The organism is Mucilaginibacter sp. McL0603, from assembly GCF_049992945.1.
Taxonomy (GTDB): Bacteria; Bacteroidota; Bacteroidia; order Sphingobacteriales; family Sphingobacteriaceae; genus Mucilaginibacter.
The window spans coordinates 4568704-4585945 of record NZ_CP188251.1; the positions used below are offsets into that span (position 1 = coordinate 4568704).

Below are 17242 nucleotides of genomic sequence, written 5' to 3' on the forward strand. Positions count from 1 at the left end.
TTTTAATGATAAACTGCGGGTCTCAGAAGTCAAACTTTACAAAAAACCTTATACCAGACTTTGCCACGTCAGGATGCTCCAGATAAGTGAAGCGCCTGACATAATCAATGCGCAGTAATTTGAAAATATTAGAAATGCCTACACTTCCTTCGAGGTATGGTGTGCCATTTAAAGCATAAGTAGTGGGCACACCCTGGCCATCCACCGGGAAGCGGAGTAATTCAGGATGCAATGCAGGGTTGTTCTCATTTCTTATTCCGCCCCACAAACCTTTAAAATCAATCACTTCCCGCCATTTGAGTTTTTGTAATAATGGGATCTTGTTAAAAATGAACCCGTTAAAACTGTGATCAATATTGATGCTCGCATAATGGTCACTTACAAATTCCAGAAAATTCATCAAGTTATAGGATTGGAACTGAAAAGCATAGCTTTGGTTAGCCCTGTGAATATCCAGTAAAGCGAACGGCAACTGCCCGAATACGTTGCCGCCTTCTATCGTCACATCTGTATAGCCTAACTGGGAAAGGTAAAACCGCTTATATATGTTTGCTGTAATGTTTTGATAATTATAATCGCCGCCGAGCAAATCTTTAAAACCTTCATTGTATCTAAGTGTAAAAATTGGGTATTTGTCCGGTATCGGCGTACGGTAAAGCTTTCCCTGGTAAAATTTCTCGTATGGGGCGTACCTAAGCTCGACAGATATTTCTGACGTTCGTATATCATCAACTTTATTTAGCGCACCGTTTTGAATATTGTTAAAGTAAAGTGCGCCTGCCGGAGTTTGATCCCAGTTCTTATACTCCAATTTATAAGAAAAGTGGCTTTCATATTCCCGGACATAATCCAGGCGGAAAATATCATTGTAAAGCCACATATCATTATCACCACGCTTAAAGGAAAGTAAGAAATTGTCCTCCTCAACAAACTGCAGTTCCTGCCCCGGGATCTTGGTATCATGCTGGAAACTTGCTCTTAAATAGTTCTGGGGAAATTTATAAATGGACTTATTATTTAAAGAATAGGTTGCGCTTAAAAAGTATTTAAACTTATCGTCTTTGAAACCATAGGCACCGTAAGTTTCGAAATAATAACGCTGACTCAGCGTAGGGGTTGTTCTGCCACCTAATCTTAACCTGAAACCCTCAACCGGGTTGAAACTATAAAATGAATTCACGGGCCCCATTTCAAACCATTTAAAATTCTTATAGCCTGCCAGTAAGAGTGTGACCAGATCCATCGTTCTTTTAAATGAGGGAATGGTTTGAAGACTGTCGATATTCTTATAAATGTTTGCCTGGGCAGTAGTAAGTGTATCATACCGGTTTGACTGCCAGAAATTGTCCGTCTTTTCATCCGCATGAGGTGCCGTCACAATGGCCGGCCCCTCATAAGTAGTTTTATTTCGCGGCTGGTTAACCACAAAATCTTTGATAGTCACCTCCCGTTCGCCATAAATGCCTCCGCCTTTATTTTTATCAATACCAAAGTCTATTTTAAGATCACTTTTACTCAAATGGTATTTCCCGTCAGGATTTTTTTCAAATTCAAGGGCTGCCTGCAGCTGCCTTACAAAATTCAGGTTGATGTGTTTGTTTACCGATAAGACTGCATTTTCAACCGCATAGTTTCCATCCATTGTAATATATATGCGTCCCTCAAACAACATGTCGGTCTGGCTCCGTGGCGTAAAGCTCAATTCTATCAATTGTGGTGTCTGATCCTTGATGGTATCCGTAATGAAAAACTTATAAAAGGCAGGGGCATTATCAGAAATTGGGCTCAATATCTGGTTACTCAGCATAGTGACATTATTATCATAAATATCAATGTCCTGATACATACGGTTAAAGTAAGTATTGAGCCCGGCGTTATCCACGAAGTTTTCGTCATACTTAACTTGTTTATCAGCTGTAATGACCTGCTTTTTTGTATAGGGGTTTTTGCGGTAATAGTTATCTGATAATTTCTCATCCATATACAGTGGCAACAGATTCTTTCCGCCAATTGCAGTGGAGTCCTGTTCCTGGAACAGAAATTGATAGTTTTTGAAAATGCGCTTATTTTTGAATTTTTCCGATAGGTCACTTAGTGAGATCACCATTTTTTCGTATTGCTTATATTCTGAATAATCATAGCTTTCCAGACGGTTACTCTTTTTGTGTGCAATAACTTTGCGGATCAGTTCAACGGCCGGGTTATCTTTATTGGTATATTTCTTTTTCTTTCCTGACTTGACAACTACCTCCTTTAATAAGGTATTATTAGCTGTTAAAGAAAAATCAATGGATTGTTCTCTTCCGGGAATAATATTCTTTATTACGGAATTATAACCTACAAAGGACACTTTAATCTGGGTATAGGTGCCGGTTATGGCAATATTGTACTGTCCGCTATTATCCGTATTAACACCTTGCGAGCTGCCCGGTACTGCAACGGTAACAAAAGGAAGCGCTGCTTTTGTTTTGGCATCCTTAATTACCCCTTTTATGATCGTGCCTTGTGCATAGCCATGAACCTGACTCAGTATAAGAAATACGAGGAAAAATATGGCTTTAATATATGGATGGGTTTTAAATTTCATTTATTCAAGGATAGCCCAGCTATGATGGTTTATAGAACCTTTAGTGATAGCTAATTCAGACTTAGTGAAGGAAGCTGCAAATTTCGTGGCGGGTAAAACAGTATGATTTAAGGCATATAGTTATAATCATATAACTATATGCCGATTTTGACTTTCATATTCCGGAGGGTAATTGCTCTCAGATTGTTAAAAGGAGCATCAGGCCCCTTCTTTTCATCACAAGCTGTTGGTTAAAAGCCATAAGCTACACGCAGGCCAAAGAAATTTACTTTGCTGTCGTCAACTACGCTGTTAAATTTGGTGCTGGCCTCATAACGAACCCCTGCATCAATATAGCTATTGCCGCCAATATGAAACTGGTAACCAATTGAAGGTGCATAGATAAAAGCTGCGGACTTATCATCACCCAAATCAGATTTGTTTAGCAAAAAAGCAGCGCCAGCTTCTCCCTGTATATAGAAATTAGGTATGAGGAAATATTTTAAGCCGGCTTTAGCGGGTAATAACTGGATATTTGTTGGGTTAAATTCCATCCCATTGATATTAATATTGTTTTTCCCCTGAATGCTGTTATAACCCGCGTTGACGGTAACGAATAAATTCTGCATCACCGGAATATCAACCTGTAAAGAACCGCCGATGCTGAAGTTATAGGTGTCCGATAATTTGCCCGTAGGTATTCCCGCATCTACACCAATGCTATAGCGTATGCCATTTGAATTGCCGGGAGTAGAAGTAGTTGTAGTGGTTGTAGTAGTTTGAGCTTTTGCACTGATAGAAAGTGCTGTAAAAGCTAAAAGAATTGCTGGAATTTTGAATGTGGTTTTCATGACTCTAAAGATTAAATTGTCTGTGTCCATATAAACACAAAACAAAGTTATATACATGATAGTTAAATACTATACTATAATTTAAATTTATACTTTTATATGACGTTACTATTGCTTTATACTTAGAAAAGGAAGAATTTAACCCACAAGTAATAAAAATTAAAAAATAGTTTGATAATTGACTATCAAATATATAACTTTGTTGCTTTGTTATGTCAATATAACACCCGGTTTTCCGTTCTAACCCGATTTATAGAGAATATGCATCATAATATCTAAAAATCTGCTGAAATGAAAAGCTATTTTCAGGGTAAAAGACAGGTGGTAAATTAAAATCTACGAAAATGCACATTCATCAAATGGACCTCCCATTGCGCATTGAAAATTCAACCATTGAATTAGTAAGTGAAGCCAGCTTTGAAACAGTTTCCTTAAGCCAAATAGCCCAAAGAACAAATGTTTCCGTCCCGACACTTTCCGTTCATTTTCAAAGCAAACAAGATTTGCTGATGCAATGTTGCCTGCTATGCTTTTCGCGTATGGCCACTGATGTGTTCAAACCGGCAGGCGAAACAAATTTGATTAATGGGATCAGATATATTTATTATAACTATTTGAGATTTCACCAATACAACAGGAAGGAAACCTTATTTATACAAAAATTCTTAAAGTCACCTTACAGTATAAATGGGCCCTGTTTAAAACAGGAAATTAATAAGATTCTGCACCCTTTTACCGATTACTTAGCCCTTCACTATGAAACACCGATTGAAAACAAGTCCTTTTTAGTTTTTAGCCATATGGTTAATTCCGTAAAAGAAATGAACCAGGGGAAAGTGGCTGAACAGCTCCGCAGGCATGATTCCATTCATGGGCAATTTATCCAAACCTTTTGGCCGGAATTTCAAAAAATAATGAATCTCCCAATAATTGGTTGAAACTTGTGTTAATCTTTTAATGATTCGCCTGACTATTCTTCCTTTGAGGTTTTCTTTTGATCCGCCGAAACAAGGATTATTGATCTTCGCACGGTTTTGCATTTAAATGGATTTCATCCAAATGTAAATTTTAGAGATACATTTGTCCATCACGTAATATTAAAATTAAGTTTACAACTCAAATTATTGCAGGTATCTACGCTTGCAATTGTGATAAGGTTTAGGTAAAAATGCCCGACAGCGAGTGGAGGGCATTTTTTTATAGCTACTCTTTGTCATTTATTTTTAAACTCTGCAGATCTGCGGTCAAATTACACATAGGACAAACTAATTGCCGGCCCCTTTTCCAGTATCTCTGTTCCAAAATGCGGGCATTTACGGTCAGCGCATATTTTATCTGCAAAACCTTTGTTCTTTTTTGTTTTACATCGCGCCCAATGCTTCTTTTAGCAGGCCAACCGCTTCGGTATTGCTTTTGGCTGTTTCGAAAATATCACTCGAACTGATAGAAGAACCGTAATAAGCAGCATTACCCTTTTTATCGATCCCCAGGTTTGACCCGTTTATGCTTATACCAGCAAAAAGGCCACGACTGCGGGAGTAGCTATAAACTTCTGCTTCCAGCTTATAATCTGTATTCGCAGAAGTGCTTCTTCCCACCGGCCCGGCTGCGGCTGAAACATCTCCGCCAATAGTAAAATCGCCATTTTTTACCTTCGTCAAAGCGCCCTTATGCCTGAAAACTAATACCAGGTCAACCGATTGAACACCGATCTGCAAACCAAAGCTTCCGCCTGTAAGGGTAACAAAAACAGGATCGCTCCATTTCCCATCGTCAAGCTTCACCATTGCAATACCTTTCCCACGCTTTCCACCAACAACAAAACCCGCATTAATTAAATGGGGCACAATAATAATGCCCTCATACTCCGCTATCAAATTGTGGGGAATGCTTTCTTTCATTTTGCTGAAATCTTTTAAAACATCAGCAGCGTCATGTATTTTTTCGGTTTGTTTACTGTCATCAGGTGTTGCAGAAACAAGTATAAACAGGAAGCTGAATAATAAAGGACGTAAAATAAATTTTAATGGTTTCATATACTAAACTAGTCTATTTAACGGGTAAGAAATTAATGCGCGGCATCTGCCAGGCTGACCTTTGCGTTAGATTTCTTAACGATGAATAATACAAGGGGTACAAAAACCACAAAAACTATGCCGACCATCATAAATATATCCATATAAGACAGCAATGTCGCCTGCTTCATAGCAGCGTTATCCATCATTTCATAAGCGGTATTACGTGAAGTTAAGCTGTCCAATCCATGGGTATGCATCCCGGCAGCAAGTTGCGCAACCCTTGTTTGAACATTTATATCATTCACATTTAAATGACTTACCACATTTACCCGGTGAATGCTGGTTTCACGTGATAAATAGGTGGATATAAGAGCGATACCAAATGAACCGCCCAGCTGTCGCATCATGCCTGTAAAAGCAGCTCCCTGGCCAATTTCCTGTCCCTTTAAAGTAGATAGCGACATTGTACTTACCGGAACAGACAATAAGCCCAAACCGAACCCTCTTACTATTAATGGCCAGAAGAAATCGCCCGCGCTGGTATCCGGCACAATAATTCTATAGCAGAGCATACAAAAAATGTAAAATATAAACATCCCTATTGCAATCAGATACTTTTGCTGAACACCTTTTTGAATTAAGGTAGCTACAACAGGCATCATAACTGCGGTAAATAACGTGCTTGGTAATTGTAATACACCAGCCTGCTGGGCTGTCCATCCTAATAGTGATTGTGTAAACAGGGGAATTACGAAGGTGGAACCGAACGCGCCAAACCCCATTACAAAAGAAAGCATAACCCCCATCCGTAAATTGCCATTTTTAAGTACCCTTATATTAACCACGGGAAATTTGGTTTCCAGTTGACGCCAGACAAACAGGTATAATCCTAAAAATGCAGTAATGCAAAGCGTAACAATCAATTGACTGTTGAACCAGTCATCTTCCTGCCCTTTTTCTAAAACGTACTGTAAGGACGAAATACCTACTGAAAGCAAAATGATGCCAAGCCAGTCGATCTCTCTGGCAGACCTCTTTTGTTCGTACTTAGGGCTTCTTACATAGTTCAATGTAAGCAAGGTTGCAACTATTCCAACAGGGATATTGATGTAAAAGATAAACGGCCATGAGAAATTATCAACGATGTAACCACCTATAGGCGGACCAAGTGTTGGCCCCACGATAATTCCTAAAACGTATATGGCCTGGGCCATGGCTCTTTTTTCGGGAGGCCAGCTTTCCGTGATGATAGTTTGCGAAGTAACCAGCAACGCGCCGCCGCCCATTCCCTGTAAGAACCGGAAGATGATCAGTTCTGTTATTGAATGCGCATTACCGCATAAAAAAGAACAAACCGTAAAAATAACGATGGACGCCGCAAAATAATTTCTTCTGCCGAATTGCTGCGAAAGCCAGCTGGTTAGGGGTATAATAATCACATTTGCTAAAGAATAGGCGGTTATTACCCAGCTTATCTCGTTTAAAGTTGCGCCTAAACCTCCACGCATATTGTTTAGCGCTACGTTTACAATGGTGGTATCAATTATTTCTAACAACGCGCAAAATACTGCGGTAACGGTGATGATGACCAAACGTGGTCCATGTTCAATCAGGGATTCTCCTTGCCTCTGCATTTAAATTAATTTAAAAAGCAAAGTTATGTATTATACAGTCAAGTTTACAACTAATATTTAAAAGATTTCATTTCCATAATTAATTAGCAGGTTTGAGCCAAGGATAGTGAGGATGGCGGATCCGAAGGATTGATTTGAGTCTTGAGTCGAAAGTCCGGGGTTGGTTAAAACTTAGAACTCTCGACTTTTGACTCCAATAGGGCGTATCCCGCTGATAGAAGCGGGCCGGGCTATCCATTCATACGCCTGCAGGCATTACGCGCAGTGGCCGGTATCCATTGCTATCCCTTACGCGAGGAATTGGAGTTATTTGGATTGCAAATCCCCTTGTTTTTTAGTCCGGGATTGCAAATCCGGACTAACGTGACATGGTAGCCCCCTTTAATTGGAATTGGAGAGTGTTGTTGGGGTTGCGAAGTAACGAAAGTAGATTTCTGCAAGCTTTTGATGATAGTTTACTTTTAGAAATTCATATAAACAATCGCCTATTTGTCTTACCTGGCTAAGCCTGTTTAATACAGTGTCATTATCCACGGCCAACAAGAAATTTAAACTGGAGGTAACATTTTCTCATTACCTCCAGTTCTATAAATAAAAGAATATTTTTGATTTACTGCCTAGGAGAAAATTGTCTGCCTCAAATCTATCTTTGTAAAATATATTCATTACGAAATTAATGCACGAGTCTCTTATTAAACATATCAATAACTATACCTCAATACCGCTTAGAGAAAGCGAGGTAGAGCTGATTAAAAATACTTTTGCACCTAAAAAAATAAAAAAAAAGCAATACCTTTTGCAGGAGGGCCAGGTCTGCAAATACAGTGCCTTTGTAGTTAAAGGTGCTATGCGGCAATATAATGTTGATGATAAAGGTGTAGAACATATTGTTCGCTTGTCAATTGAAAATTGGTGGGCTGCAGATCGTGAAAGTTTTGTGATGCTCACTCCTTCGGTTTATAATATTGATGCCTGGGAAGATACCGAAATGCTGCTCATTACAAAACCCGACTCATTGGCCCTGCTTAATCAAATTCCGGTTCTGATCGAATGGGTAAGGAAGTTAGACGAACATCATGCTTTTGCTGCCCAAAAAAGATTGTCCGCTTCAATTAGTTTTTCGGCTGAAAAACGTTACTCCGATTTCGCAACGACGTATCCGGAATTTTTGCAACGTTTTCCGCAGCACATGATTGCTTCTTATCTTGGCATAACTAAGGAATCCCTTAGCCGGATACGCCATCAGGCAGCGAAAAAATAGAGGTCGCTGCTTTACATTATTTATTGCCCTCTCGTTCTGTTATCATTTGATAACAGTTTTTTTTATCATTTGTCATCGTTTTGCGCCTTTCTCCTGGAGTATCTTTGAATTTCCAAACTTCAATTTTATTATTTAATTCAAAACAGACATTATGGACAATTCGAATGGAAAAGTCATTAAACGTTTCGATAAGCGGACAGTGATCATCACGGGCGGTGCCCGGGGATTGGGAGCAAGTATGGTGAGAGGATTTGTCACGGAGGGAGCGAATGTCGTGATCGCGGACGTACTTGAGCGGGAGGGATTGGCACTCGCCGACGAGCTGGGTGATAAGGTTATCTTCTCTCTCCTTGATGTTACAAGCGAAAAAGACTGGACAGCGACAATTGCCGCCGCCGAGAATACCTTCGGGTCAATCTCTGTCCTTGTCAACAATGCGGCCATTGTCCACTTCGAACCGATTGCAGAGACCGAGCCGGTGGCCTGGCGCAAGGTGATCGACATCAATTTGACCGGCACATACCTGGGAATCCGCGCCGTAGTGCCGTCAATGCGCAAGGCAGGAAGCGGCTCCATCGTCAATATCTCCGCGGCTGCAGGTATGACCGGCATGTGGGGAGCTGGTGCCTATGTGGCCAGCAAGTGGGGCGGACGTGGGCTGACCAAGACTGCGGCGCTGGAGCTTGGACAGGATAATATCCGCGTCAACTCCATCCACCCAGGTGCTGTCCGTACTCACATGGCATCTGGCCTGGACACTTCAGGGATTGCGGCGCCGGAGGTAAAGGATTTGGCGATTCCCCGCATAGCGGAGCCTGATGAAATCACGCGTTTGGCGCTATTCGTCGCTTCCGACGAGGCCAGCTTCTCAACTGGTTCCGAGTTTGTCGCAGACGGTGGGTATTTGCTTGGCCCGGCACCTGTGTTTGGTCGCACCACTGCAGGCAATGGAAAGGCTATTAAACAATAAAAAGGATCGCCTGATGGCGAGGGCATAAGGGAAGCGCAGTGGTGGATGATTTTATTACTAAAATCAAACAAGAATTACGAACAATCCGAACGAACTAACAATCGAGAACTCGGTGCTGTGCTCATTGATCACCACCCTTGGGGTCGCCTTTGCCATACACTCTATCGATACTTGTCCCATGATCAACAATGTCGCTGGTCTCGCACAGTCAACAAAAAATATGTGCGTACCGGAAGTGCTGACCACTGTTGGCGCGACGGGAAGCATAAGCAGGTTTCCAGTCGATATCTCGAAAGACCAAATCGGACATAGTTGACCGTTGAAGGCCCGCGCACTGTTCGCAGGCCTTCAACTCTCTTCCAGTGAATAAGAGGAAGCATTGGCAGCATTTTTCAAGCTATCGCTTTAACTCTGCTGCAAGGAAATTGATGTAACCCGGCTTTCTGACCCACTATACACGTAGTCTGCGACTACCTCTGACAAAGACACACAGATATTTCTTTATTTAAGAACATGCCAATCCCTCACCCAATTTATTGCCGGGTTAAAAATAAGTTCAGTGTTCAGACAAATTTTTCTGCCTATCACTATTGTTGAATAATGCGTTTTCCTGCATGGGTTCGAACCACGATCTTCTGAACCAAAATCAAACGTGCTGCCGTTGCACCATAGGAAAATATCAGAGGTCAGAACTGGACTCGAACCAGTGCAAGCCGGTTTTGCACCGTATTAAGGTGACAACATTTAAAGACTGAAAATCCTTGTGTCGCTGGTTCGATTCCAGCTAATCCCACATAACCGAAAAAACCTCGATTCCTGCTTGGAATCGAGGTTTTTTATTTTTCGATTTTTTTCAAACAGCCTAAATAGCAATTAAAACAGGTTTTGGGTTCGATGTCCAATAGAGTTAACCGTATTCAGCAAGGAAACGGTTGAATATTTGCGTGCATAAAACCTGGTTTCTCTGCCATCTCTTAAATTTATAGCAACCACTGTTGCTTATCATTCGCCTCGTTTTCAAATTGATCAAAAAAACGTATTTTTGATTATTGATTATGAATGAAAAACATCAAAGATGAATTACAACATATCATTCTCGGACATGAACCGGCTGGCCAAGCAAGCCAACTCAAAAAAATCCAGCGTTTCCTTAGACCAGATGCGGAAACAAGCTTCGCAAGTGAAAAACAGCAGCGGATCAAAAGTGAAGAAACAGCAGCACTCTTAGGGTTCGCTGAGCAAGAGAATATTATCTACACACCAGCAATCTGGGAAAGTGATTTTATCAGTGAAGGTGCGGAACAAAAGGTTTACCGGCTTGACGGATCGCATGTCGTCAAGACCAACGCGGGTGTCTTTTACGAATGCTGGTTCGATTACTTCAACAGCCTGCTCATTCACAATTATTTCTTCCCGTCCACCGCTTATACATTTCTTGGTTTCAAAATGATTACCGGTGAACTGAATGCGGTAGTGATGCAGGAGTTTATCGTGACTTCCGAACCTACCGATCTTACTGCCGTAAAAGAGTTTCTGGAATACAACAATTTTCACAATCATCGCAATAACGATTACATCAACAGCGATTTGGGGTTAATTTTTGAGGACCTGCACGATGAGAATGTACTTTCCGCTAATGGCATTCTTTTCTTTATTGATACCGTTTTTTACTTAACCGACGATTTTTATATAGCCTGAAGTTCGGTATCATACTATGAATATGCAGACTTGAACCATTTTCAATTCAGGTCTAAATCCGCTAATCTTTTCAAATCGTAAAAGAAATGGTGTGTTATAATTAAAGTCTGCACCACAAAAAGCCTTCAGATTAATTCCTGAAGGCTTTTTTAATTTTGGTCGTTGCTAGCTATTAACAGCGAGGGTTGGTGTATTTGAATAATTTCTGATCCCTTCCTATGGTTTCCGTTAACCTATATTATCAATTTTCGATATGCTGCCAATCAATGTTATCATGATCGCTAAAAGATCCGCTTTTTTCCTAATCCCGAATCATTTCAACATTATACAAAATCACGACAGAATTTGTTATTAATTTTAGACATGATAACTGTTGAGTAATAATAATTATTACAGAGTAAGGTTAAATAGCACCTGTTATTGATTGATTTTGCTATTACTTTAACATGAAAGTTGCCGCAAGCGAAAATGAACTTAGACATAGTATAATATACGACGAATGAAAATATTGATTGTTGAAGACGAACCTGAGCTACTTAAAAGCATCAAAACCTATCTTAGTCAAAACAATTTTTTATGTGATATTGCAGATAACATTCGTGAAGCCCGTGATCGTATTTTAGATTCTGAATACGATTGCGTAATATTGGATATCACCTTCCCTGTAGGTAGCGGATTTGAAATTCTAAGAAAAATAAAGGAGATCAAGAAAAATTGCGGCGTGCTAATTATTTCAGCGAAAGACTCATTGGATGATAAGCTTCTTGGGCTGGAACTCGGAGCAGATGATTACATGACCAAGCCATTTCATTTGCCGGAACTTGCAGCAAGGCTGCATGCCATTAACCGGCGAAGGAATTTTGAGGGCAATGATCTGTTGATTGTAGATAAACTGGTTGTGAATGTGCAGGATAAATATGTAAAAACTGATACCGGCAATATTGAGCTTACCCGCAAAGAATTTGACCTGTTGTTATATTTTATCAGTAATAAAAATAAAGTTGTAACCAAGCAATCGATAATAGATTATTTGTGGGGAGATCAGGCGGATATGACCGATAACTACGACCTGATTTATGTCCACATCAAGAATTTGCGTAAGAAGCTGATCGATAAAGGCTGCCCGGATTATATTTCAGCGGTTTATGGAATGGGTTACAGATTTTCAGTAAAAACTCAAGTACCCGGGATATGAGACTTATCGCAAAATACAACCTTTACTCAGTTTCTGTTATGCTGCTTGTGTTTATCATTTCAAGCGTTGGATCATACTTTTTAATTAAACAGGCGCTTACCAAAGAGCTTGATGTCAGTTTAGTAAGGGTAAAAGGCAGGATACAAACTTACATTGAAAAAAATCACAAAATTCCGATACTCAATTCGTTTGATGATGAAACGGTAAGCTTTAAAGCAATCAACGAAAAAAATATTGAACCTTACTTTACAACAGTTCAAACGTTTATCAAAGAACAAGATAAGCTGCATATTTCCAGAAGATTGTCTTATGTAACTTACGTCAATAACCAAAATTACCTTGTAAGTATTACCAGTCCGCTGGAAGGCACCAGGCATATGTCGATTGCCATTTCCAATATAACCCTGGCAACTATCTTTATTTTGATCATTTGTGTGTTGTTAATAAACAGAGTTATAATGGGTAAGCTATGGCGGCCTTTTTATTCTTCCATCAATCAACTGCGTGGCTTTAGTATCATCAACCCATATCAGCTTAACTTTCCGAAAACGAATGTTAAAGAGTTTAATTTTTTGATAGAAAACCTCAAAACAAATACTGAAAAATCTGTTGAAAGCTATCAGATACTGAAGGAGTTTACCGAAAATGCCTCGCACGAAATACAAACGCCTTTAGCAATTACGCGCTCAAAACTCGATCTTCTTATCCAGGATGATGGCCTAAGCCGCGAACAGAGCGAGCATTTGGTTATTGCTTATGAGGCTTTGAGGCGCCTGTCGAGGTTAAATCAATCTTTGCTGCTCATCGCTAAAATAGATAACCTTCAATTCCACAAAAAATCACTTGTCGATCTAAAAAACAAGTTGGAAAGTAAGATAAAAGAATTTGGCGAACTTTGGGCCAGCAAAAATATTGAATTGAAAACCGACTTGTCTGATGCTTATATTGATGCCAGTCCTGAATTGATCGATATTATGCTAAGTAACCTTCTCAGCAATTCATGCAAGCATAATTTTATCAGCGGTTCAGCTAATATTGAATTAAAGCTTGGCACTTTAAAGGTCATTAATACGGGTAAAAAACAACCTTTGGATACACAAAAAGTATTCACCAGGTTTTATAAAGAAAGCCATGATCCGGGAAATAATGGATTAGGCTTATCTATCGTTAAAAAAATATGCGATCAATCAGGTATCACACCGGTATATAACTTTAGTTCAGACAATGGTGAGCATATTTTTACCCTGAACTGGTAAGGCATTCTCTTGTAAAAAACTACTCGTTTTCGTGAGGCAGCACTATAAACAAAATTAATCTACTTTTAAAGATACCGTAATGCTGTCTCCGATTACGGTTTTGGCATTGGCATCCATTGGCGAGGTGTTCCATAAACACTCCCTTACGGTAAGTAGTTTATTTTGAGTATCTAATGTGATCAACTGAAATGAAAGTTTGGTTTCATCACTCGCGGAAAATTTGCCTTTCATCGGCGAATCAACCCTGAACACGTTTAAATTAACATCGTTATCCGGACCTTTGTATTTATAAAATTCGTTCCAGTTGCTATTTCCATGAAAATAGGCCTTGATATTGGGATGGTCTTTTAAAAATTTCACGAAGCCGCGTTGTTCAATAGTTGTTGCTCCATCATCCTTTGATGCAATAACGCCCTCTTTATAATACTCTGCAGTAAGGTTTTCAAACCGATTCTCAATGGTCATATTATGGGGCGGCAATGGGTTGGTAAAATGTTTGGATTCACATTCAGGCTGATCATGTGTAAAAATAATTACCGGTGTATTCTTTGCCACTGTATCCAGGTCTTTTTGCATCCAAATACGTTCGGCGGAATCAGGCCATAAGGTAATAAACTGTATGTGTACGCCTTTTATGTTATAGGAATAATTGACTTTATCCGTAGCGTAATTATAGCTATTGTTAGTCAACCGTTTTTCTGGCTTCAGCATCATATTGTATATCTTAACCATTGATGTTGGATCGGTTAAGGGTTTCATCGGCTTGGAAAACCCGATAGCGTTTGAAATATCATGGTTACCAGGAATCACTAATAATTTAGCATGTTTGCCATCCTCATCTTTCAAATTAAGCTTGTGCATGTAGTCCGTTTCAAACTGCGCCCATGATGCAGCAGCGCTTTGGTTAGGTATCTCCATACGGTTAGCGATATCGCCGCCCTCTATTATGTAATCCACATAGCCAACTTTTTTACCTGCATTTACACCACTATCTTCCGGAAGGGTAAGATAAGGCATCGCATTGATCTGTTGGATCATAGCTGCATTTACCTTGTGACCGGTTACATTACTATCTCCCCTGAATTTAGCGCGGGTAATACCATAATGCGCATCAGAAGTAAAAACTATATTAGTTACTTCAGCCCCTTTATTTTGGCTATAACCCTGGTGCGAACACAAGGTAAGCATTAGACCAATGATCAGAGAGTTGATCATTGCTATCGATATTTTTTGGCGATATATAAAATTCATAAATTGTATAAGTCAAAAAGATCTTTATCAGATTATTTTCTTTTGTAAAAAGACATGGTGGACACTTTACCGGGGTATCCTTTAATTTCTGTATCGGTATAATATCCAGAACCATCTGCCGCAAAGCCAACACCCTCACCCTGCGGTTCATTGTTAGCATATGGTGCAACTTCTGGTTGAGTTAATAAACCTGCGGATATACTTGTTCCTGCTGGAAGTTTCCAATACCATATCAGCTCATTACTTCTGAGCAAGATCTCAGTACCATCCGGAGAAATATCACCACCCGTTGCTTTATTAAAATACAATTGAACTACCGGCGTCATCACCGTAACAGAAGTTGTACTTTGAGGATAACGGGCAACATATATTTTTGAAAGATTACTTTGTTTGCTGGCGATATAAATGTCTTTGGTCAGAGGGTCAATCATAAGCGTTTCTGCATTGCCGGGGCCGTCAGGATATTTTAGTTCGATCTTATCGACTGTAGTGATATCTGAAATATAGGGCAAGGTTTTACCTGTCAGGTCTGGTTCAGGAAAACGATATACGAATACCGAACTGTATTTGGAATCATTGTCGCCAATATCCCCAACATATATATAATTTACACCAGCAACGGGGCCAGGGCCAACGGCTATATCCTCCCAATCACGGTTACCTACTGAGGTTAGAGTAAGTGTTCCATTATTAGCGCCACTCCCATCGGTTAAGTAAACCTGGTTGGGGTCACCGCTATCCTGGTGAATGTATAATATTCCTGGATTGATCCTGCTTGCAGCTACACCGGATACTTCCAGAAGATCCTGGCGGGCAAGGGCATTTACAACCGGCACATTATTAAACAATTTTGTAGTATCCAGCGCAGAAGGGTTATATGATGTTTTTGGAAATTCTACCGGTTTCGGTGGAGTTACTACGGTTGTATCTTTTACAGGTAATACTGCGTTACCCGATTTATTACAAGAGAGTATTGTGAGTATTAAAAAACACAACAACCCATTTTTAAGGGTTGTTGTGCTAAAGATGTTATATTTCATTAATAACAATAAATATTAGTGTTGGTTACCTGTACCGTCTAACTGGTAGCAACCCATATCTTTTCCCGGAGGAGTTATACCGCTTGAACCAAAATTAGCATCAAGAGGTATACCTGCAGTAATTGGAGTGAAAGCAGTAGTTGTGCCTTTACCTGCAGCAGGAGAACCAGATTGTAAGCGGAAGTTATAACCGTCAACTGATGCCTGTGTAAGCCAGAAATTGCTGGCAGCAGGAAGAGGATAGTTTACAAACATAGGATTGTTTTGCCCTACCAGTGAAGTACCGTCATAAACCAATCCGAAAGTATAAGTCTTTCCTAAGAAAGCAGCCATATTTGGGATATCAGTAGCCTGTGGATGAGTAACTACCGGCTGTGCAACGTTTGTTGGCACAAACTGACCTGCCATAGCAGCATTGTCAGCATAATAGAAGTTATAACCATAAGCAGTTTGTTTAATTATGCTTGAAGCGTTGTAAGTAGTATCTGCCAGGTAAACTTTTGCGCCAGCAGGACCGCCAGCTATACGTACACCGAAATCACAATCAACTATCAGGTTATTATAAACCAATGCCCTTGAGTTGTTTTCTATTTCAACAGAACCGCTTCTTGCGCCATAAACACCATTATTCCTGAAACCGTCATTAATATAAGTGTTATTGTACATGGTAAACTGGCACTCGCCTGCTGTAGTACCGTCACTTGCTGATTTAGTACCATTTGTTGCACCTCCAATGATCAGGTTATAAGCCATATTACCAATAGCACTACCTTTAGCATTAAAGCCGTCACCACCATTGCTGCCGCATTTTTCCATGGTATTTCTCATGATGTTATAAGTACCGCCATAAAAACGTGTTGCATCATCAGGTGAGCCATACATCCATGAATCTTCCATTATAAAAAGACCGGCAGGATTCATGAAATATAAAATATACTGGGCACCTACTTTCAATGAATTTGAATTAGGAAAAGGAAGGGCCTTTAACGCTGCACCACCGAAATCAAGGTGAGTCCATTTAAGAACCACTAGTTTGCTTGTCGGGCCAGCATAAATACCGCCCCAGCCGCCAACATAAGCAGAATCCTGACCTACTACAGATGTGCCCGTAGTTTTAGTTCTGCGCGGATCAGTAATTGTAACCGGTGCATCTTTTGTACCAAGACTTACCAGGTCACCGTTTACAATGAAGTTGGCGCCGTTGGTCATGTTAATTTTAACACCTTTCTGAATTAAAAGTGTATCGCCTGCATTAATGGTAATGTCACCGCCTACAGTATAAGTTTGACCCGCAAGCATGGTACCTTTATAAGTACCTGCCGGTAATGTTCCCGAATTACTGATTGGTTTACCAACTTGCAAAAGCGGCACCGATACTATCGCCTTGTCGTTGTTCTTACTGCAGGCAGCAAGCGCTAAAAGCGATATTCCTAACATAATGATTTGTAACTTTTTCATAAAAATGGGGATGGATTTAATGATTCTATTAATTGTTGTTGCTT

At 40.0% G+C, this 17242-nt stretch carries 13 protein-coding genes; 6 read left to right on the forward strand and 7 right to left on the reverse strand.

The annotated features are described in order from the left end of the window. Window positions 1–22: 22 nt before the first annotated feature. Window positions 23–2587, reverse strand: coding sequence for a DUF5686 family protein (locus tag ACPPVU_RS20915; RefSeq protein ID WP_426668681.1), 2565 nt, complete (start codon window positions 2585–2587; stop codon window positions 23–25). Between the two features lie 230 nt (window positions 2588–2817). Then, window positions 2818–3417, reverse strand: a complete 600-nt coding sequence (locus ACPPVU_RS20920; RefSeq protein ID WP_426668682.1) for an outer membrane beta-barrel protein — start codon at window positions 3415–3417, stop codon at window positions 2818–2820. A gap of 344 nt (window positions 3418–3761) precedes the next feature. On the opposite strand from ACPPVU_RS20920, the gene ACPPVU_RS20925 reads away from it, so the two are divergent. Further along, on the forward strand, window positions 3762–4355 hold the full coding sequence (locus ACPPVU_RS20925; protein ID WP_426668683.1) for a TetR/AcrR family transcriptional regulator: 594 nt from the start codon (window positions 3762–3764) through the stop codon (window positions 4353–4355). A gap of 423 nt (window positions 4356–4778) precedes the next feature. Here ACPPVU_RS20925 and ACPPVU_RS20930 read toward each other — a convergent pair whose 3' ends face one another. Both ACPPVU_RS20930 and ACPPVU_RS20935 read right to left on the reverse strand, forming a co-directional pair. Then, complete coding sequence (locus tag ACPPVU_RS20930) at window positions 4779–5453, reverse strand: lipid-binding SYLF domain-containing protein (RefSeq protein ID WP_426668684.1); 675 nt, start codon at window positions 5451–5453, stop codon at window positions 4779–4781. Window positions 5454–5485: 32 nt separating this feature from the next. Then, window positions 5486–7069 carry a DHA2 family efflux MFS transporter permease subunit gene (locus tag ACPPVU_RS20935; protein ID WP_426668685.1) on the reverse strand — a complete coding sequence of 528 codons (1584 nt, stop codon included), beginning with the start codon at window positions 7067–7069 and terminating at the stop codon, window positions 5486–5488. Between the two features lie 676 nt (window positions 7070–7745). Between ACPPVU_RS20935 and ACPPVU_RS20940 the strand changes: the two genes are divergently transcribed. The 5 genes from ACPPVU_RS20940 (at window position 7746) to ACPPVU_RS20960 (ending at window position 13449) form a co-directional block, all read left to right on the forward strand. Further along, a complete protein-coding gene (locus ACPPVU_RS20940; protein WP_426668686.1) occupies window positions 7746–8330 on the forward strand; it encodes a Crp/Fnr family transcriptional regulator in 585 nt (194 codons plus the stop codon). 151 nt (window positions 8331–8481) lie between these two features. After that, a complete protein-coding gene (locus ACPPVU_RS20945) occupies window positions 8482–9300 on the forward strand; it encodes an SDR family oxidoreductase (protein ID WP_426668687.1) in 819 nt (272 codons plus the stop codon). A 1059-nt stretch (window positions 9301–10359) separates the two neighbouring features. Beyond that, the gene (locus ACPPVU_RS20950) at window positions 10360–10998 is read left to right on the forward strand and encodes a hypothetical protein (RefSeq protein ID WP_426668688.1); all 639 of its coding nucleotides are present in this window, start codon (window positions 10360–10362) and stop codon (window positions 10996–10998) included. A gap of 499 nt (window positions 10999–11497) precedes the next feature. Continuing rightward, entirely contained in the window at window positions 11498–12193 is a 696-nt protein-coding gene (locus ACPPVU_RS20955) for a response regulator transcription factor (RefSeq protein ID WP_426668689.1), read from the forward strand. After that, window positions 12190–13449, forward strand: coding sequence for a sensor histidine kinase (locus ACPPVU_RS20960; RefSeq protein WP_426668690.1), 1260 nt, complete (start codon window positions 12190–12192; stop codon window positions 13447–13449). Before ACPPVU_RS20955 ends, ACPPVU_RS20960 begins: the two co-directional genes overlap by 4 nt. A 54-nt stretch (window positions 13450–13503) precedes the next feature. Here ACPPVU_RS20960 and ACPPVU_RS20965 read toward each other — a convergent pair whose 3' ends face one another. The 3 genes from ACPPVU_RS20965 to ACPPVU_RS20975 are packed head-to-tail and all read right to left on the reverse strand — an operon-like array spanning window position 13504 to window position 17198. Beyond that, complete coding sequence (locus tag ACPPVU_RS20965) at window positions 13504–14700, reverse strand: metallophosphoesterase family protein (protein ID WP_426668691.1); 1197 nt, start codon at window positions 14698–14700, stop codon at window positions 13504–13506. A 32-nt stretch (window positions 14701–14732) separates the two neighbouring features. Beyond that, window positions 14733–15740, reverse strand: a complete 1008-nt coding sequence (locus ACPPVU_RS20970; protein ID WP_426668692.1) for a hypothetical protein — start codon at window positions 15738–15740, stop codon at window positions 14733–14735. A 15-nt stretch (window positions 15741–15755) separates the two neighbouring features. After that, window positions 15756–17198 (reverse strand): hypothetical protein, encoded by a 1443-nt coding sequence (locus ACPPVU_RS20975; protein ID WP_426668693.1) that lies wholly within the window; start codon window positions 17196–17198, stop codon window positions 15756–15758. Window positions 17199–17242 lie beyond the last annotated feature (44 nt).

What these genes read in the sequence shown, in the direction of transcription:
- ACPPVU_RS20945 (WP_426668687.1), top strand. Translation starts at nt 8,482, where the DNA reads ATGGACAATTCGAATGGAAAAGTCATTAAACGTTTCGATAAGCGGACA.
- ACPPVU_RS20920 (WP_426668682.1), bottom strand. Translation starts at nt 3,417, where the DNA reads ATGAAAACCACATTCAAAATTCCAGCAATTCTTTTAGCTTTTACAGCA.
- ACPPVU_RS20950 (WP_426668688.1), top strand. Translation starts at nt 10,360, where the DNA reads ATGAAAAACATCAAAGATGAATTACAACATATCATTCTCGGACATGAA.
- ACPPVU_RS20960 (WP_426668690.1), top strand. Translation starts at nt 12,190, where the DNA reads ATGAGACTTATCGCAAAATACAACCTTTACTCAGTTTCTGTTATGCTG.
- ACPPVU_RS20975 (WP_426668693.1), bottom strand. Translation starts at nt 17,198, where the DNA reads ATGAAAAAGTTACAAATCATTATGTTAGGAATATCGCTTTTAGCGCTT.
- ACPPVU_RS20915 (WP_426668681.1), bottom strand. Translation starts at nt 2,587, where the DNA reads ATGAAATTTAAAACCCATCCATATATTAAAGCCATATTTTTCCTCGTA.
- ACPPVU_RS20930 (WP_426668684.1), bottom strand. Translation starts at nt 5,453, where the DNA reads ATGAAACCATTAAAATTTATTTTACGTCCTTTATTATTCAGCTTCCTG.
- ACPPVU_RS20955 (WP_426668689.1), top strand. Translation starts at nt 11,498, where the DNA reads ATGAAAATATTGATTGTTGAAGACGAACCTGAGCTACTTAAAAGCATC.
- ACPPVU_RS20970 (WP_426668692.1), bottom strand. Translation starts at nt 15,740, where the DNA reads ATGAAATATAACATCTTTAGCACAACAACCCTTAAAAATGGGTTGTTG.
- ACPPVU_RS20940 (WP_426668686.1), top strand. Translation starts at nt 7,746, where the DNA reads ATGCACGAGTCTCTTATTAAACATATCAATAACTATACCTCAATACCG.
- ACPPVU_RS20935 (WP_426668685.1), bottom strand. Translation starts at nt 7,069, where the DNA reads ATGCAGAGGCAAGGAGAATCCCTGATTGAACATGGACCACGTTTGGTC.
- ACPPVU_RS20965 (WP_426668691.1), bottom strand. Translation starts at nt 14,700, where the DNA reads ATGAATTTTATATATCGCCAAAAAATATCGATAGCAATGATCAACTCT.
- ACPPVU_RS20925 (WP_426668683.1), top strand. Translation starts at nt 3,762, where the DNA reads ATGCACATTCATCAAATGGACCTCCCATTGCGCATTGAAAATTCAACC.